The 17,656-nt window shown below is 42.4% G+C and carries 16 protein-coding genes; 5 read left to right on the top strand and 11 right to left on the bottom strand.

Annotation, left to right across the window (positions count from 1 at the left end; translation table 11 throughout):
* The first annotated feature begins 91 nt into the window (after nucleotides 1–91).
* Nucleotides 92–1,984, top strand: a complete 1,893-nt coding sequence (locus ACEN2L_RS03395; protein ID WP_441741705.1) for a leukotriene A4 hydrolase C-terminal domain-containing protein — start codon at nucleotides 92–94, stop codon at nucleotides 1,982–1,984.
* Between the two features lie 122 nt (nucleotides 1,985–2,106).
* Here the strand turns inward: ACEN2L_RS03395 and ACEN2L_RS03390 are convergent, their stop codons facing one another.
* Nucleotides 2,107–3,213, bottom strand: a complete 1,107-nt coding sequence (locus ACEN2L_RS03390) for a nucleoside hydrolase (protein WP_441741704.1) — start codon at nucleotides 3,211–3,213, stop codon at nucleotides 2,107–2,109.
* Between the two features lie 310 nt (nucleotides 3,214–3,523).
* Between ACEN2L_RS03390 and ACEN2L_RS03385 the strand changes: the two genes are divergently transcribed.
* On the top strand, nucleotides 3,524–4,381 hold the full coding sequence (locus ACEN2L_RS03385) for a hypothetical protein (protein ID WP_441741703.1): 858 nt from the start codon (nucleotides 3,524–3,526) through the stop codon (nucleotides 4,379–4,381).
* Nucleotides 4,382–4,430: 49 nt separating this feature from the next.
* Nucleotides 4,431–5,918 (top strand): methyl-accepting chemotaxis protein, encoded by a 1,488-nt coding sequence (locus ACEN2L_RS03380; protein WP_441741702.1) that lies wholly within the window; start codon nucleotides 4,431–4,433, stop codon nucleotides 5,916–5,918.
* Between the two features lie 59 nt (nucleotides 5,919–5,977).
* Here the strand turns inward: ACEN2L_RS03380 and zapE are convergent, their stop codons facing one another.
* The 4 genes from zapE to xseB form a co-directional block, all read right to left on the bottom strand.
* Complete coding sequence (gene zapE / locus ACEN2L_RS03375) at nucleotides 5,978–7,234, bottom strand: cell division protein ZapE (protein WP_441741701.1); 1,257 nt, start codon at nucleotides 7,232–7,234, stop codon at nucleotides 5,978–5,980.
* Nucleotides 7,235–7,320: 86 nt separating this feature from the next.
* Entirely contained in the window at nucleotides 7,321–9,186 is a 1,866-nt protein-coding gene (gene dxs / locus ACEN2L_RS03370; RefSeq protein ID WP_306023613.1) for a 1-deoxy-D-xylulose-5-phosphate synthase, read from the bottom strand.
* 63 nt (nucleotides 9,187–9,249) lie between these two features.
* The gene (gene ispA, locus ACEN2L_RS03365; RefSeq protein ID WP_441741700.1) at nucleotides 9,250–10,140 is read right to left on the bottom strand and encodes a (2E,6E)-farnesyl diphosphate synthase; all 891 of its coding nucleotides are present in this window, start codon (nucleotides 10,138–10,140) and stop codon (nucleotides 9,250–9,252) included.
* Nucleotides 10,137–10,391 carry an exodeoxyribonuclease VII small subunit gene (gene xseB / locus ACEN2L_RS03360; protein ID WP_306023611.1) on the bottom strand — a complete coding sequence of 85 codons (255 nt, stop codon included), beginning with the start codon at nucleotides 10,389–10,391 and terminating at the stop codon, nucleotides 10,137–10,139. Before xseB ends, ispA begins: the two co-directional genes overlap by 4 nt.
* A 317-nt stretch (nucleotides 10,392–10,708) precedes the next feature.
* On the opposite strand from xseB, the gene pomA reads away from it, so the two are divergent.
* Both pomA and ACEN2L_RS03350 read left to right on the top strand, forming a co-directional pair.
* Nucleotides 10,709–11,473: a flagellar motor protein PomA gene (gene pomA, locus ACEN2L_RS03355; protein WP_306023610.1), complete on the top strand. Its 765-nt coding sequence runs from the start codon at nucleotides 10,709–10,711 to the stop codon at nucleotides 11,471–11,473.
* A gap of 3 nt (nucleotides 11,474–11,476) precedes the next feature.
* A complete protein-coding gene (locus tag ACEN2L_RS03350; RefSeq protein ID WP_441741699.1) occupies nucleotides 11,477–12,421 on the top strand; it encodes a flagellar motor protein MotB in 945 nt (314 codons plus the stop codon).
* A gap of 37 nt (nucleotides 12,422–12,458) precedes the next feature.
* Here ACEN2L_RS03350 and ACEN2L_RS03345 read toward each other — a convergent pair whose 3' ends face one another.
* The 6 genes from ACEN2L_RS03345 to ACEN2L_RS03320 form a co-directional block, all read right to left on the bottom strand.
* Nucleotides 12,459–13,013: a DUF3833 domain-containing protein gene (locus ACEN2L_RS03345; protein ID WP_441741698.1), complete on the bottom strand. Its 555-nt coding sequence runs from the start codon at nucleotides 13,011–13,013 to the stop codon at nucleotides 12,459–12,461.
* Nucleotides 13,010–13,549 (bottom strand): chalcone isomerase family protein, encoded by a 540-nt coding sequence (locus ACEN2L_RS03340; protein ID WP_441741697.1) that lies wholly within the window; start codon nucleotides 13,547–13,549, stop codon nucleotides 13,010–13,012. The genes ACEN2L_RS03345 and ACEN2L_RS03340 overlap by 4 nt, the downstream gene beginning before the upstream one ends.
* Entirely contained in the window at nucleotides 13,549–14,730 is a 1,182-nt protein-coding gene (locus tag ACEN2L_RS03335) for a class I SAM-dependent methyltransferase (RefSeq protein ID WP_441741696.1), read from the bottom strand. Before ACEN2L_RS03335 ends, ACEN2L_RS03340 begins: the two co-directional genes overlap by 1 nt.
* Nucleotides 14,731–14,804: 74 nt before the next feature.
* Nucleotides 14,805–15,533: a DUF1365 domain-containing protein gene (locus ACEN2L_RS03330; RefSeq protein ID WP_441741695.1), complete on the bottom strand. Its 729-nt coding sequence runs from the start codon at nucleotides 15,531–15,533 to the stop codon at nucleotides 14,805–14,807.
* Nucleotides 15,533–16,795 carry an NAD(P)/FAD-dependent oxidoreductase gene (locus ACEN2L_RS03325; RefSeq protein ID WP_441741694.1) on the bottom strand — a complete coding sequence of 421 codons (1,263 nt, stop codon included), beginning with the start codon at nucleotides 16,793–16,795 and terminating at the stop codon, nucleotides 15,533–15,535. Before ACEN2L_RS03325 ends, ACEN2L_RS03330 begins: the two co-directional genes overlap by 1 nt.
* A 16-nt stretch (nucleotides 16,796–16,811) precedes the next feature.
* Nucleotides 16,812–17,534: an SDR family NAD(P)-dependent oxidoreductase gene (locus ACEN2L_RS03320; protein ID WP_441741693.1), complete on the bottom strand. Its 723-nt coding sequence runs from the start codon at nucleotides 17,532–17,534 to the stop codon at nucleotides 16,812–16,814.
* Between the last annotated feature and the right edge of the window lie 122 nt (nucleotides 17,535–17,656).

The raw sequence follows: 17,656 nt of genomic DNA, 5'->3' as shown, positions 1-17,656 counted from the left end.
CTGATATTTACAATTGGTATTCATTTGCTTGTTTAGATGTTTGTACGAATGTGACAGAATTTATGGCTCAGTATTTTTATCAGGAATAATAATGACAACTAAATTGATAATGAGCGCCGTTGTTTGCTGCTCTTTGCTTATGGGATGCTCACCGAACGGTAAAACAGAGCAAACGGCAGTCGTAACCGCTAGCGAGGCGGTGAGCACTGAGATTCAGGTGGGGAAAGATTACCATTCCTTTTCTAACCCAGATGAAGTGAAAGTGACCAATCTAGTGCTGGATTTAACTGTAGATTTTGAACAAAAGATGTTAAGCGGCTCAGTGCAGCTTGATTACAAAAGGGTGTTACCGAGCGCGGATAAATTAGTCTTAGATACTCGTGACCTAACAATTACCAATGTCAGTGCTAATGGCAAAACTATTCCGTTTGTTCTGGCTTCTCAAGATTCATTTTTAGGTGCTGCCTTGACCATTGACTTACCACAGGTAGGTGATTCAATTGTTGTTCAATATCACACCTCTCCACAAGCCTCAGGGGTGCAATGGCTCACTCCTGCGCAAACTGCGGGTAAACAGCACCCGTTTTTGTTTACTCAGTCTCAGGCTATCCATGCGCGCAGTTTTATCCCTTTACAAGACTCGCCGCAAGTTAGGGTGACATATCAAGCCACTATTCGCACGCCTGAAGCTTTATTGGCTGTGATGAGTGCGGCCAACGATCCTAATACCCCGCGAGATGGCGTATACGAGTTTTCTATGCCGCAGCCAATTCCGTCTTATTTAATTGCACTGGCGGTAGGCGACTTACACTTTAAAGCGATGGGGGAGCGCACTGGGGTATATTCAGAAGCGTCGATACTCGATGCCGCGGCGGCTGAATTTGCTGATACGGAGTCCATGTTAATTGCCACCGAAAAAACATTCGGGCCCTACAGCTGGGATCGATATGACTTGCTGATTTTGCCGCCGTCGTTTCCCTTTGGCGGCATGGAAAATCCACGATTGTCATTTATTACTCCTACGGTTATCGCTGGAGATAAAAGTTTAGTTTCGTTAATTGCGCACGAACTTGCGCATTCATGGTCAGGCAATACCGTCACTAATGCTACGTGGCGCGATCTATGGCTAAACGAAGGATTTACCACTTACCTAACTTATCGCATCATGGAAATGGTGTATGGTGAAAAACGCTACGCGATGGAAGCAGTTTTAGGACGTCAAGAGTTACAAACAGATATCGATAACTTAGCAAAAAATGATCAAGTGTTGGCTATCGATTTACGCGGGCGGGATCCGGATGATGTATTCAGTAATATCCCCTACGAAAAAGGCGCACTTTTTTTACGAGAGCTTGAACAAAAAGTGGGTAGAGCCGAGTTTGATAAGTTCCTATTGGCGTACTTTAAACATTTCAATTTTCAAAGTATTACTACCGATGAATTTGTCGCATACTTGCAAGATACACTCGTTAAAGAACATAGCGACGTATTATCGATGGGGCGTATTAACGAGTGGATACATTCGCCTGGCGTACCAGAAAACGCACCAGTACCGCAATCAGATGCGTTTACGGTGGTTGATCAAGCACGTGCTGATTGGTTAGCTGGCGCGATTGAAGCCAAAGACATTAAAGTCAAAGAGTGGGTAACCCATCAATGGCTGTATTTTTTAAATAATATGCCTGAAAAACTGAGCCAAAAGCAACTCGCTGAGCTCGATGATGCCTTTGATTTAACTCAAAGCCATAACAACGAAATAGCCCACAGTTGGTTACTGATAAGCGTAAATAATTGGTATGAGCCAGCGTTTACGCGTCTGCATGAATATTTGGTCTCAATTGGTCGTAATAAGCTGGTTAAGCCTTTATATAAAGCTTTATCTCACACTGCTGAAGGTAAGAAGATGGCGCAAAAAGCATTTACCGAAGCCAAAGACGGTTATCACCCATTGACGGTAAAAGCGAATGAAGGTTTTGTTGAATAAACCCCGCTAATTTGCAGGATTGATGAGAAACAGCCTGGCAGATATGTCAGGCTTTTTTATGCGGTTTTTACATTAAGGGCGACAGATCGACACGTTCTGAATGGTGAAAAGCGAGAGGTTAATTATCTCGCTTCAACCTCTATGTTTAATATCTCAATTAATCGATCAAACGCCACTTGGGGCTCGGTATGCCGGCATATTTTAACTGGCGGATTGTCACCTCCGATATGGGTAATACCAAAAGTAGCTGGATCGTAATGGCGTCGAGGTTGGCCTGATTCTGTCATTGGTGGCATGTTTTTATCTGTCCATTTGTCACCTTTTTCAACGTGTTGGTACTCTACCCATACCGGTTGCATATCACCCTGACACAAGTGTGGGTCAGCAACCACGAGTGCGGCTAATACATCCCAAAAATAGTATTCACCAGACTCGATAAACCAATCGTTGTCATCGAGTACTTGATCCCAAAACCGAGCGGCCTCTGCTTTTACTTGTGCTTTAAATCGTTGAGCGTATTGCGCTGTGACTTTAACTTGGTTAGTTAAATCCAGTCCCACTACCTCAATAGCTAAGCCAGATTGAAATACGCGGTCTGCCGCAATGGCATCGACATAAATATTCCACTCTGCTTTTTTGTTTGGATGATCTGTCGTAAAACCAGGAACGATAATATTACCAGGGGCATCAAAGCCTCCACCCATCATCACTAAACGCGATACCAGAGGTTTATCTTGCGGATATTTTTGGAGCCATAAGGCGATATTGGTTAAGCTTCCTGCTGTTAGTAGCACTACTTTTTCATCTTGTTGAGATAGCAGTTGATGAAGTAATTCAACCGCGTTTACTTTCGATGGTTGTCGTGCTGAAGGCGGAACGGCAACACCTGAAAGGGTATCAGCTTGTTTACGCCACGGTTCAGGAAATGCAAAGTAGCCATCAAGAGGATAATGATAACCGCAAGCAAAAGGCACATCTGGCGACATTGATAAGGCTAATAAGTCAGGGATATTGCGCATATTGGCTTCACAGTGCCCCTCTCCTGCACCGTTAGAGGTGATGCCGAGTAATTCAATGTCAGGGTGATTTGCCACCACTAGCATAGCTGACCAATCATCAATACCCATATCAGTATCGTAAATAACCTTCACAGCAGAGGCAGGAAAAACCAATAGTAGAATAAAGCCCGCAATAATACTTTTACAAAAAATAAAGCGAATGGGAAACATTGAGATACCAAGAAAGAGTTAGAAAAGGAGGGGAGCTTAAGCAAGAAGAACACCACTGTTTAACATTTAAAAAGGCCTATTTTCGTAGGCTTATGCCGCCGTTTCACTTACTAGTTGAATTCCTTTGCACCAATATTAACGGTTATGCACCACAATTATGATAATAAAGAAGAATCGCATTAAACAAGCTTATGACTTGCAAGTCTTCACATTTAGTTTGATTTTTTATTGATGATTTTTGACAAACATCACGGCGTGCCCTTAACTCATATACTCTTGTATATGAATGCGTTACGCAAAAGAGACCGTAATGAATCGAAAAAGACTATGGCAGACAACGCTCTTTTTAATGATGGCTTTTTTTACTTTTAGTACCCTTGCTGGTGATTATAAAATTCGAAAAATTGAGGGAGCTAAAGAAGCATTTGCCGCAGATATTCTTCAACTCATACTCAGCAAAGTCGATCCAGCGGCTCGCTTAGTACCTGATACTGAGTCTATGTCAGAAGCTAGACTAACTGATGCAGTAATTGACGGCCAAGTCGATATTATATGGGCTGGGACGTCACAAGCATTAGAAAAGCAGCTGCTGACGGTGCGTATTCCAATCTTAAAAGGGTTATTAGGCCATCGAATTTTTATTATCCGCAAAGCCGATAAAGAGCGTTTTAAAAACGTTACAGAGCTCAAGGACTTATTCGATTTCAAAGCTGGTCAAGGGACGTTTTGGGGGGATACAGCGGTGTTAAAAAATGCCAATATTCCAACCACTACGACGATTAAGTACCCCAATTTATTTCCAATGTTAGAAGGAGGACGTTTTGACTACTTTCCAAGGGCAGTGCATGAACCTTGGGTAGAAGTTGAAAGTCGACCCGAGCTGGACTTGATAGTTGATGAACATGTGTTGCTCATTTATCCCTATGCTATGTACTTTTTTGTTAATCCGTCTAATCAGATCTTACATGACAAACTATATCGAGGTTTTGAAATTTCTATTAGCGATGGCAGTTTCGATGCCTTGTTTTTTGCAAATTCGATGATTAAAGAAGCTTTGAGTAAAGCGGATTTAGCGAAAAGAAACATTATTAGAATTGACAATCCATATATGCACAAAGATACACCAACAAACAGAAGCGAATTTTGGTTGGACGTTTCTAAGCTCTAACACATTATTACCAAGTATAATCAGACCCTAATGATAAACGGTGCAAATAATGAAATCGATAAAACAAAAATCAATCACAATTTTGGCTCTCATTTCTTTTTTGGTCATGACATTGAGTTTTGTTACAAGCTATTTGTTGGCTAAAAACTACCTTCAAGATACCTTAGAAAAGAGTATTAATGATGCTAAATCATCCCTGCAGGTAGTGCTAATAGAGCCAATTTACTCTTACGACAGCACATTGATAAACAATATTATTTCTTCTTTTGTCGACTATCCCATCATTCAAAGCATTGAAGTCTTTGATCATCGCGGCAAAGTAATTTCTGAAGCTAAAAGTACCGGGAGTATGTCCAAACATGTGTCAACAGAGACTATTGAACTCGTTTGGGAAGACGGTAACAAGGTGGGGTACATAGACGTGGTTTTTAAGTTAGACAGTAATGATGGTGTACTAACTTCGATAACTTGGTTGTTTGTTTTAACCGCGAGCGCCATTTTATTTGCCATGTTAGTGGCGAACGCCTTCGTTCTGTCAAAATATGTGATAGAGCCCATTGAACTAGTTGCTAACGCCATTGCTGATATCGCAAAAGGAGGAGGAGATTTAACACGTCGTTTACATGTAAAATCTGCCGACGAAGTGGGGCAGCTATCTTCGAGTTTTAATGAATTTGTGCAAAATCTGCAAAAAATGGTTAATCAGATTGTGGGGTCAGCAGAAGAATTGGCAAATTGTGCCTTGCTCATCAAAAGTCATGCAAATACTAATCATCATGTTTCACAAGAGCAGTTAGCAAAAATACAGTCGATTTCCATCTCCATCAATCATATGAAAACAGTCTCAGAACAAGTATCCACTATAGTCAGTGAAGCAAACAGAAAAACCGATGACTGTAATCAATTGGCCGTATCTAGCAATGAGGTGGTCCAACGCTCTGCCAGTGAAATAAATTTATTAGGTAATGCGATAGAACAGACCTCTGATAAACTTGTAGAACTAAAACATAAAAGTGAACTGATTAATACCGTTCTCGACGTGATCAAAAGTATTGCAGAGCAAACAAACTTATTGGCCTTAAACGCTGCCATTGAAGCTGCCAGAGCAGGTGAACAAGGTAGAGGATTCGCAGTGGTTGCTGACGAAGTAAGAGCCCTTGCTCAACGTACTCAAGAGTCCACAATTGAAATTGAAAATATCATTGGCGACTTGCAAACTTCCTCTGAACAAGCCAATACACTGATGTTAACCACAAAATCCAACGTAGAAAAATCAATATCCGATGCCAACGGCACTATGGAAGCTCTCGGTCATATTAGGGAAAATGTGGCGGAAGTAGGGCGCATCAACAGTCGAATTGCGATTGAAACTACTGAAGAAAAAGCAATGGCCATATCGGTAAGTGACAACATTGAAGATTTCAACAAAATCACCTTAGAGGTCGCCGAAAGTGCGGTAAAAGTGAATGAATTGAGTGATAAATTAGGAACACTTAGTGCGGACATTAAGTTAGAGCTATCGACTTTTAAAGTCTAAGCTCGTCTCATCACTATTAACTACAGAGCCAGAATAGGTCTGTAGGGCGGTGAGTTCTTCTATTCGTTGATAGTATTTTTTGCTATCTCTATCAATCTGCTGTAAGTGCGGCGAAATTCAAAACTAAGGGCTCCACCCTGATAGAGTTCGTGTAATTCAACAGCCGTGCTGAGGTACAAATTAACTTTTTGATCATACAACTCATCGATCAAACAGATAAAACGTCGTGCTGCGTCATCTGTTTTTGCGTACGAGATGATGCGCTCACCCGTGCTACTTGCTTGATCCTTGCCTATACCATCTTCAGTTCCACGAGTTTTTATCCAATCACGTACCTTACCTCCTAGGCAGGGTACGTCACTTATCATGACAGTAGTAAATCGATTGGCAATTTCCATGTAGTCAAGTTGAGAGCGCGGACCTTCGCATAGCGCATAAAAATCAAACCAGGCAATTGCCTGATTAGCGTTCAACTGAGCTGCCTGCACCAGAGGAATAGCTCGGTTACAAATAGTGATTGTCTGATAGTGTATTTTAGGTTTTTTCTTTTCACGGCTAATTAGGGTATTAAAAATCGTCTTAAAATCAAGCTCTGTGTTCAAACCTATGTTAAGTGATTTTTGTTTTAAGGCACTAGGGCTAAGCACAGCATCAATGTTATGTAAGCGATGGTCTTGTTCGCCGTTTAAATGCAACATTTGAGTGTGGGCTTGCAGTAAGGCAATACAAGGCACAAACTTATGTCTGGCTAAGCCATTTTCATATAAACGCTCAATTGGAATGTTTGAGGTAGCCACTAAAATCACGCCGTTTTTAAACAAACACTCAAAAAGCCCTGCTAAAATCATGGCGTCGGCAATATCGGCGACAAACAATTCATCAAAACAGAAAATAGCGGTTTCACTGGCGAGTTTATTCGCAATAATAGTAAGGGGCGCTTGTTGGCCTTGGTAATACCTAAGTTCTTGATGTATCCGCGCCATGAATCGGTGAAAATGTAGCCGCGTTTTTCTGCCTTCAGGTAAGCATTGATAAAATAAGTCCATCAAAAAAGTCTTACCGCGGCCCACATCACCCCATAGATACAATCCTTTTACGGGCTTATTACTTGGTGACGTTGAGGTAAGCTGATGAAAGAGTTTATCTAGTGCCGCTATGGCTTCTTGCTGCGCCACATCAACTAGTAGATTGCGGCCAAGTTGAGCGCGATACATTGATAACGGTGAAGTAAGACCTGCATTGGATTCACTAGGTAATGACATGGTTGAAACGGTTACCGAGAGTTGCACTGGTTGCTTGGCGTCACGCTTGTTCATCAAACAATAAACAAGCGTAATTTAAGTAACAACTCATCAATCCTAAATAAAAAGACTTATTCATTGCGCGTCTTGTTGCTCAAGCCTCAACTAGTTTGAAACGCTGCTATTTTGGCCAATATTCCTGCGCTATCCATGCCAAGTTCTGCGTACATTTCTTGCTGAGTCCCTTGCATAATAAATTCATCGGGCAAGCCGACTTGCAAAACCTTACATTGATGTTTTGTAGATATTAAGTATTCCGCTACGGCGCCACCTGCGCCGCCCATAATCGCACCATCTTCGAGGGTAACAAACAAATTATGATCTGCTGCTAATTCTTCAATAATGGCAGTATCGAGAGGTTTAACAAATCGCATATCGATCACGGTTGCGTTGATACTGGCTGCCGCTTCTTCAGCAAACGGCAATAAAACACCAAAGTTTAAGATAGCAATGTTGTGCCCTTTTTTAATGGTGCGGCTTTTACCTATCGCCATCTCGCTCATACTTGACTCTGGAACTTGGCCGCTTGCCGAACCTCGTGGATAACGCACCGATGCGGGTTTGTCGAGTTTATGCCCGGTATATAACATTTGACGGCATTCATTTTCATCCGCTGGCACCATGATGACCATATTAGGAATACAGCGTAAAAAGGGAATATCAAACGCACCTTGGTGAGTGGGGCCGTCAGCACCTACTAAACCAGCACGGTCGATCGCAAACAAAACCGGTAAATTTTGTAAAGCCACATCGTGGATCAACTGGTCGTATGCGCGCTGTAAAAACGTAGAGTAAATAGCGACCACTGCATGTAGACCTTCTTTAGCCAAGCCTGCTGCGAACGTTACTGCGTGCTGCTCGGCAATAGCAACGTCAAAATATTGCTCTGGGTATTTTTGTGAAAACTTCACCATACCAGAACCTTCACGCATAGCGGGAGTTACTGCCATTAACTTAGGGTCTTGCGCTGCCATGTCACACAACCAATCGCCAAAAATAGCCGAAAAAGTTGGATCACTTGGCGCGGCTTTGGGTAGGCCTGAGGCATTAGGATTAAACTTAGGAACAGCATGAAATTTAATCGGGTCGCGTTCAGCTAATTCGAAGCCTTTACCTTTTTTGGTCACCACATGCAGTATTTGCGGGCCTTTAATTGAACGCATATTACGTAGGGTATCAACTACGCCTTTTACATCGTGGCCATCAATGGGCCCGATGTAGTTAAAACCGAGTTCTTCAAAAATAGTGCCAGGGACTACCATGCCTTTGATATGCTCTTCAGCTCGACTTGCAAATTCTTTGATGGGTGGTACGCTACTGAGCAGCTTTTTACTGCCATCACGAATAGAGTTAAACAAGCTACCGGTCAACAACCGAGCTAAATGACTATTCAATGCGCCAACGTTTTCAGATATAGACATCTCGTTGTCATTTAAAACCACAACTAGGTCTTTATCGATATCTCCACCATGGTTTAGTGCTTCAAAAGCCATGCCCGCTGTCATCGCACCATCGCCGATAACGGCAACGATCTTACGGCCTTTGTTTTCTTTTTCAGCGGCTACAGCCATACCAAGAGCGGCACTGATTGAGGTAGAAGAGTGTCCTACCGCAAAGGTATCGTATTCACTTTCTGGTGGCCAAGGAAAGGGATGTAATCCACCCTTTTGCCTGATAGTTGGCATGCGATCGCGACGTCCAGTCAGAATTTTGTGTGGATAAGCTTGATGACCCACATCCCATAATACACGGTCGAATGGAGTGTTATAGACATAGTGCAGAGCAACTGTCAGCTCTACCGTGCCTAAACCGGATGCAAAATGTCCGCTACTTTGACTCACACTGGTTAGTAAGTATTGGCGAAGCTCTGCAGAAAGTTGTTGCAATTTTTCTTGTGGTAAAGCGCGCAGCTCATCGGGCGTGTTGGCTAGTGCCAAAATAGGGTAATTTGCAAGATCTAGAGTCATGTATGGCTAGTCAACTATCTGGTTATTATTTTTCATGCAGTTGGGTGCAGGTTTTGATTTTTATCAATACTTACGCTGAATGATGAAATCAGTAAACGATTCTAATATGTGGGTATTGTAGGGCAAAGCGCGCAAAGCTTGAAGTGCTTGTTGATGTAATTCATGCAGATAGTCCTGAGCATGCTGCAATCCAAGCAGTGCGGGATAAGTACTCTTATTTAACGCTAGGTCAGAACCTTGTGGTTTACCAAGGGTTTCTGAATCACTTACTACATCGAGTATGTCATCTTGCACTTGGAACGCTAAACCGATAATTGCTGCGTATTGGGTCAAGGTTTGGCTATCTTTGAGCGCTATACTGTCTGCTAAGCTTATCGCCATAGCTACACAAGCGTTGATCAATGCGCCGGTCTTTTTGCTGTGCAGATCTTCAAGTTCAGCTTGTTTGATTTGTTTGTTAGTTGCCGCTAAATCCATAGCCTGACCACCACACATTCCTAAATAACCCGCCGATTGGCTTAATATCTTAACTAAATCAATACGTTTATTTCCAAGGTGAGAACTCAACTCACACTCACATAAAATTTCAAAAGCGAGGGTTTGCAATGCATCACCGGCTAAAATCGCCGTCGCTTCGTCAAATTTAATATGACAAGTTGGGTGTCCACGGCGCAGCTCATCGTCGTCCATCGCCGGCAGATCATCATGCACTAAAGAGTAGGCATGAATCGCTTCTATCGCTGCGGCAGGCCCAATTAAGTCTTGTTTGGCAATACCTAACATTTCACCCGTAGCAAAAACCAAAAAGGGCCGCATACGCTTACCACCTATCAGTAGGGTGTAAGCCATGGCGTCTTTTAAATGTTTAGCGTGCTCGGGTAAGGCGTCAATCTTATCGACTAAATATTGATCAACTGTTTCACGCACATAGTGCTGGTAGTCAGTTAAGATCATTCGTTTTCTGTTTGGCGGTTTGAAAAATCAACTAAGGTGTCTTGATTATTTTGGCTCATTAAGATTTGCACTTTTTGTTCAGCATCTTTTAATTTTTGCTGACTCATTCTGGCAAGTTGAATGCCACGCTCAAAGTTTTGTAGCGCATCTTCAAGAGGCAAATCACCTTGTTCCATTTTGCTCACAATGGATTCAAGTTCTTGCATAGATTGTTCAAAGCTTAAAATTTCAGTTTTTTTGCGGGTGCTCATAATGTCTTCAATTTAGTTGGCCTTAATGCCAAGTTGAGCGCACCATACCTGAGCGTAAAAAAACCGTCAAACACTTTTACCTTCGGTAAAAATCATTAAATTCTGCGATTTAAAGTAACTTTGACAGATTGCTGAAATTGCAGCTATAGAATATTCAACTTGAGTCGATAAAATATTGAAATATGTCGGTAATTTTATCAGATTAAAATGTGACTAATGTTTCAACAAGTCATTGCAAATTAGGCTTTTAATGCGGCACACTGCCTGTAGTTGGCGTTATGAATTTAGGTATATCAGTTAAAGATTGGGAGTAGATAGTGGATTTAGCAACTCTAATCGGCATGCTAGGCTCGATAGGCTTTGTTGTCATGGCAATGGTCCAAGGTGGTGACATTGCCATGTTTATTAACGTGCCTTCGATACTTATTGTATTTTGTGGCAGTCTGTTTGTGGTTTTATCTCAGTATACGCTCGGCCAGTTTTTTGGTGCGGGCAAAATTGCGGGTAAAGCCTTTATGTTTAAAATTGATACGCCTGAATCACAAATAGAAAAAATTGTTGAAATGGCCGATGCCGCTCGTAAAGGGGGATTTTTGGCCTTAGAAGAAGCAGAAATTGCAAATCCTTTTATGCAAAAAGGCGTTGATATGCTGGTGGATGGTCATGATGTAGATGTGGTAAGAGCCACCTTATCCAAAGACATCAGCATGACCTCTGAGCGTCATGAATTTGGTAAAACTATCTTTAAAGGTTTAGGTGATGTTGCCCCTGCAATGGGCATGATAGGCACTTTAGTAGGTTTAGTGGCCATGTTGTCTAACATGGATGACCCAAAATCAATTGGTCCTGCGATGGCAGTCGCATTGCTGACCACGCTATATGGTGCAATGCTGGCAAACTTAATTTGCTTGCCTATTTCCGTTAAATTGGGTAACCGCGCTGATGAAGAAAAATTAAATCAAAGCTTAGTGCTAGACGGTATTATTGGTATTGCAGATGGGCAAAACCCTCGTGTCATCGAAGGTATTTTGAAAAGCTATTTGGCGGCTAGCAAACGCGGTAAAGCCGCGGACGCAGAGTAAGCTATGTCAGACGAAGAAGAATGCCCTAAATGCCCCCCTGAAGGGCTTCCTGCATGGATGGGGACCTTTGCTGACTTAATGTCGCTGTTAATGTGTTTCTTTGTACTGCTGTTGTCGTTTTCTGAAATGGACGTACTGAAATTTAAGCAAATTGCCGGCTCCATGAAATTCGCCTTTGGGGTGCAAAACAAAATTGAAGTAAAAGACATTCCTAAAGGAACCAGCGTTATCGCCATGGAATTTCGTCCAGGGCGGCCAGAGCCCACCCCAATTGATACTATTCAGCAGCAAACGATTGAAATGACCCAGCAAATGCTAGAGTTTCAAGCAGGTAATGAAGACTCCGCCGGGGGCAGGCAAAAGCAGCGTGGCGAGCAACGAGGCGGCGCAGCTCAGCAAACGGCGTCAGAAGAGAGCGCCGCTGCGAGTCCGCAAAGTGCCCAAAGCCAAGATAGCAGCCAAGATCAGATTAATGAGCGCTTGAAAAAAGTAAGCATGCAGTTGGAAAAGGAAATCATGGACGGGGCGATCGAAGTTGAAGCTCTCGGTCAACAAATCACGATCCGTATTCGAGAAAATGGCTCGTTTTCGGCTGGCTCAGCGTTTTTACAGCCGCAATTTAGGCCAATTTTACGCAAAGTCGGCACCATTTTAGCCGACATGCCCGGTGACGTTGAAATTTCTGGCCACAGTGATAGTCAACAAATCTCCAATGAACTTTATCGCTCTAATTGGGATTTATCTTCCCAGCGCGCAGTTGCAGTTGCTGAAGAGTTGCGCCGAGCTCCTAACTTCGACGAGAGTCGCATGTCTGTTGTGGGTAAAGCAGATACTGCGCCCTTAGTTGAGGCAGAAGATCAGCAAGCACGAAGTCGAAATAGAAGGGTGGAGATTTCGATCAATCAAGGGAAACCAAAGATATCAGAGCCTATATCCGTGTTGCCTTAGACCGCTAACAATAAAAAAGGGACCGTATGGTCCCTGTTTAATTGACTGATTTACAGCCCCTTATCGGCGCCGTCTTGTCAAAAAATATGGATATTTCAGCCACAGTGACCCCAAATTTACTCATGTAGGAGCGGTTCATTACTCGATTGTCATCTAATTTGTACATCCAGTCGTCTACTGCAAGATCGTACTCAGTCCCATCTACAGGCACCCGTAAGGTGTATTTCCAATTAAACGCCGTGCCAGTCTCACTGCCTGAGGCTTGACCTACCACGTCACCCGCAGTCCCTGTAACCTTGCCATCCTCAGCTTGGCTGAGTTCCCACACTCGAATTTGTTGTTCGCCATCGTTGTAGTAGAAGGTCTCGTGTAACTGGCCTTTGTTGCCTTCCCATGTGCCAACGATATCGACACAAAACCGGCGGCTCAATTTTTTTGAATAATCTTCAACAATACCCCACGCAGTAACGTTGCCATCAAAATACCTGCTTAGTTCAAAAGCGGGGCCAGTATTGTTGTAGTCTTCAAGTGAGCTGCTGCAACTCGTTAACACCAATAAGCTGGCACTAGCAAGACCAAACTTCATGTTCATTTATTTTCTCCTATGAGTTGCCTTTGTAAGTCGGGATAGCTGGATTTCTCGTCCAGCCAAATACGTAGGAAATTGAAACCAAAGTCCGTATCTTCAATTTCACCTATGATGTCGTTATTAAAATAAAAGCGGCTGCGATGCTGTTGGTCGACCAATAACAACAACTCATCTCCCTTTTTGATATCTGGCCAAATAGCAGTGAGTTGCTCAAGCCAAGGGGCGGTTTGCGTTGCGCTGATGCCGAGCTTTTGCCACTCTTCGTCGGTGCGTTCGATTAAATCTTTAGACTTGATGTTCCGAAGGTAATGGATTTTCAAAGCCTGAGGGAAAATTTTAGCCTCGAAGGTGCCGCTGGGCGTATACAACTCTGAGCGGTACACATCCCAAAAAAGCACTTCGAGTTTTGCTTTGCCCACCATTTTAAAATCAGCAATGGGGTTGGCGAAACTGATGCTACTACACAGCAGGAACACCGCTATAAACACAGATGTTAAGGTGGAGCGCGCTATGTTGGTCCTGGGCATAATCGGCTTCATTATCTGGCTAATGGGGCACTAAATGCTGGTTTACTGACCACCAATTGTACCGTACTGATGGTCCGCTCTAAAAAACCACCTTCACAATAACTGAAATAGTAGCGCCACATCTTCATGAAGCGCTCGTCGTACCCATCATTGGCTAAGACGTCTTTATTTTCCAATAAACGATGATGCCAGTCTTGCAAGGTTTTGGCGTAATCCAAACCGATGTCGTGCAAATCGCGGATCATCAAATCTGTATATCGCTTTAAATGTTGGTTAATTAATAATTGAGAGGGTAGATAACCACCTGGAAAAATGTGCTTTTGGATGAAGTCGACATTTTTGCTGTAGCTTTCAAGGCGCTGGTCATTAATGGTGATTGCCTGTAATAACATGACCCCTTGTTTCTTTAATAAACTTGAGCACTTTTTGAAGAAGGTGGGTAAAAACTCTTTGCCTACCGCTTCAATCATTTCAATAGAAACCAGTTTGTCGTATTGACCTTCTAACAATCGATAATCTTGCTTTAATAAGGTAACTTTGTCCTGCAGACCTTCTTTTATAATCCATTCGTTTGCATAAGCATGCTGTTCTTCTGAAATCGTTGTTGTTGTCACGTTGCAGCCGTAGTGCTTAGCTGCAAATACTGCAAGGCCACCCCACCCAGTGCCAATCTCGAGTAGATGGTCATTTTCAGTTAGCTGTAACTTATCGCAAATGACCTTTAATTTATTATGCTGCGCTTGTTCTAACGAGGCATCTGCTTGAGGGTAAATAGCAGATGAATACATCATGCTATTGTCTAAAAATCGAGTGTAGAGTTTATTCCCTAAGTCGTAATGGGCCGCAATATTTTTCTTGGCGCCGCTGTGGCTGTTCTTATTTGCAATATGTTTTATTTTTCGCAGCGGTAACGCCAACCATTCCATTTTGGCTTCCCACGCATCAAGCATGTCAAGGTTGCGGGCAAATATACGAATAACATTGGTAAGATTTGGCGTTGTCCATAATCCTTCAGTATACGTTTCTCCTGAAGCGACACTGCCGCCAAAAAGCAATCTTTTATAGGTCGATAAGTCGTTAATATCAATTTCGGCGTGCAAATCACTGTTACGCTCACCAAAGCTGTCGATAAGTACGCCTTTTTCTTTAATCACCAGTTGCCCTTGTGGCAAACTTGCAAAGATTTTGAGCATAATGCTTCGGCACACCTTATCTGACCAAGTCTGGGTTCTTGGTGCGTTGAGGGTTTGTTCTCCATTTACCATAACTACTGTTTACCTTGTGCTGGATGAGAATAAATAGGCATGCCCTTAATAAAAAGCTTGAGCGCTTGCCAGTAAATTCCTACTACTGTTTTTAACGTCATAAAGGGAATATTGATTACTACGCGTTTAAGGTTGTGAGAGTTCAATTCTTTACGGGATAAATTAATATTGGCCACAAAGTGTTTCGTTTTTCGATGACAAGCAAGGCTTAATTTTAGATTTTCAGCAGGTTGCTCAATTTTCCATTTGTATTGCATATCAATAGGGTTGAAGGGCGATACATGAAAAACTTTTTGACTGTCTTTTTGCTCTGATAAATCAACTAAATAACAATGTCTTTCGTTCCATGGCGTATTGCTAACTTCTGCCAGAAGATGACTGTAATAACCACTTTGGTCTTGTAAGTAGTAGAAATTAACTGGACTGAAATACAAACCGAACGTTCGCATTGGGCTGAGTAAATATACCTTTCCTGCGAGCGGTTTACCTGCTAGCTCGGACATTTTCTCGATCACACAGTCTTGTAGCAAGCGTTCTGGGTCACCTAAAAAGTCACTGCGCCTGAATTGGATAGGAGCAAACTTTTTTGTTGAAAACCAGCTGAGTGCCGACACGGTTTCTTCGAGTTTAGTGAGATCTAACCAAAACAAATTAATCCGATAACTAAACCGATGCTGTTTAGGAATAAACCGCGCATGCATGACTTCACCGCTGTATATTGCATCATGCATTACAGCGACACGCCAAATTCAGCACAGACATCTAAGGCACTACGAACCCCATCTTCGTGAAATCCATTGTACCAATACGCCCCACAAAAATGTAAACCGTGTTGGCCTGAAATATGTTTATGCCTAGCTTGAGCAGAAATAGCTTTTTGATCAAATTGCGGATGAGCATAGGAATACTGGCCCAATATTTTGTTCGGATCGATTGCCGCTGCATTATTCAGGGTGACGCAAAAAGTCGTGCTTGATTCTAATCTTTGCAAAATGTTCATGTTGTAACTTAATACGGCGGGCGCACTTTGCTCGTCTTTGTCACCGGTGAGTGAATAGTTCCAGCTAGCCCACGCTAACTTTCGTGTGGGCAACACACTAGTATCGGTGTGCAAAACCACATCGTTTTTGGCATATCGGATACTGCCGAGTATGTCTTGTTGTAATTCACTGGGCTTAGCTAGTAAGCGCAGAGCTTGGTCGCTGTGGCAGGCAAAAATAACCTCGTCAAAATAGTGCTCGACTTGATTCACAGTAACGGTGTAGCCGCTATCGTTAGTGGCGACAGATGTAACGGCGCTATTGAGGAAAATTTTGTCTTCAAAACCTTGAGTCAGTGGCGCAATGTAGCTTCTTGAACCGCCTACAATGCTGTACCACTGTGGCCGATCAGTTATATTCAATAAACCATGGTTATTGAAAAATTTGAGGAAAAACTGAAAAGGAAAGGCTTTGATGTCTTCTAGACTGGTAGACCAAATTGCGGCGCACATGGGCAAGATATAGTTGTAGGCAAAGTCTTCACTGAGTTTGTGCTGCTGAATAAATTCAAACAGGGTCATATCACCATAGTCAGTTGCTTGCGCCGCATTACGTTTACATAATTTGTTAAATTTTAGGATGTCTCGGACAATACGCCAAAACTTGGGTCGTAATACATTTCGACGTTGAGCAAATAAACTATTGAGTGTGTTGCCGTTATATTCCAAGTTTTGGGCGCTGTTTTTTACACTAAAACTCATCTCTGTCGGTTGAGATTTTACCCCTAACTTATCCATTAGCTTGATGAAATTAGGATAGGTCCAATCATTGAATACAATAAAACCTGTATCAATCGCATAGTGCTGGCCATTGATCTCAACGTCTTTGGTTGCAGTATGGCCACCAATGTAGTCATTGGATTCAAATACGCTGATCTCGTGTTCGTGATGCAATAGGTGGGCACAGGTTAAACCTGAAATACCAGAGCCGATAATTGCAATTTTTTTGTCCATCTATTGATTTCCTTAATTATTGTTCTTGTTCTTTCATCTTTTTACACAAAGCCACTTGCCAACTATTTGGCAGCACATGCAAAAAGCGTAGTATCAAACTAAAAAACCATGGAAAATAAATACTACGTTTACGTTTTACTATGCCTTTTAACATGCTTATTGCCGCTTGCTCAGCGCTAATTTTCATCGGCATGTCGAAGTCATTTTTTTCCGTCAGAGGTGTTTCAACAAAGCCAGGAGACACACTTTGCACAAGCACCTGACGGTTAGCTAAATCGACTTCGAGACTTTTTATAAAATAATGCAGGGCTGCCTTACTGGCGCCATAAGCTTGGCTTCGGGTAAAAGGTAATAATCTTGCTGTACTGTCGACGATTACAATTTGATTGCCTGATTTAAGCTCAGGCAATATGGCTTCTACGCAATGAACGATACCAAAGAAATTAGCAGCAAAAACCCGATGAAATAACGCTGATTCAAACCTCTTTACATCCACATACTCACACACACCGGCGTTGAATACATAAATATCAGCCTTGATACTGGCTAATGCATCTTTGCTTTCTTGCAGGTCACTAACGTCAAAGGCAAGGGACTCAATATTTTTATGGGCTGCCAGCTCATCTAATTTGGCTTTGTTGCGTCCACAGGCAATAACGTGGTAGCCGGTGTCGGCAGCCTGTTTTGCCAAGGTTTGCCCGATGCCCGATGTTGCTCCCGTTATTAACATTGTTTTCATAAATATTGCTAGCCGCTTTAAAAGTTCAATTAAGTAAACTGCTTTGTCGCAGCTGTTTTTGATAAATACCTTATACACTTTAATTGAGATCATATTTGCAAAAGAGTTTAATTATTAATAGC

It is taken from the genome of Flavobacterium sp. W21_SRS_FM6, assembly GCF_052119645.1.
Lineage (GTDB): Bacteria > Pseudomonadota > Gammaproteobacteria > Enterobacterales > Alteromonadaceae > Paraglaciecola.
The sequence above is the reverse complement of the archived record's forward strand: the minus strand, read 5'-3'. Positions and strand labels throughout refer to the sequence as shown.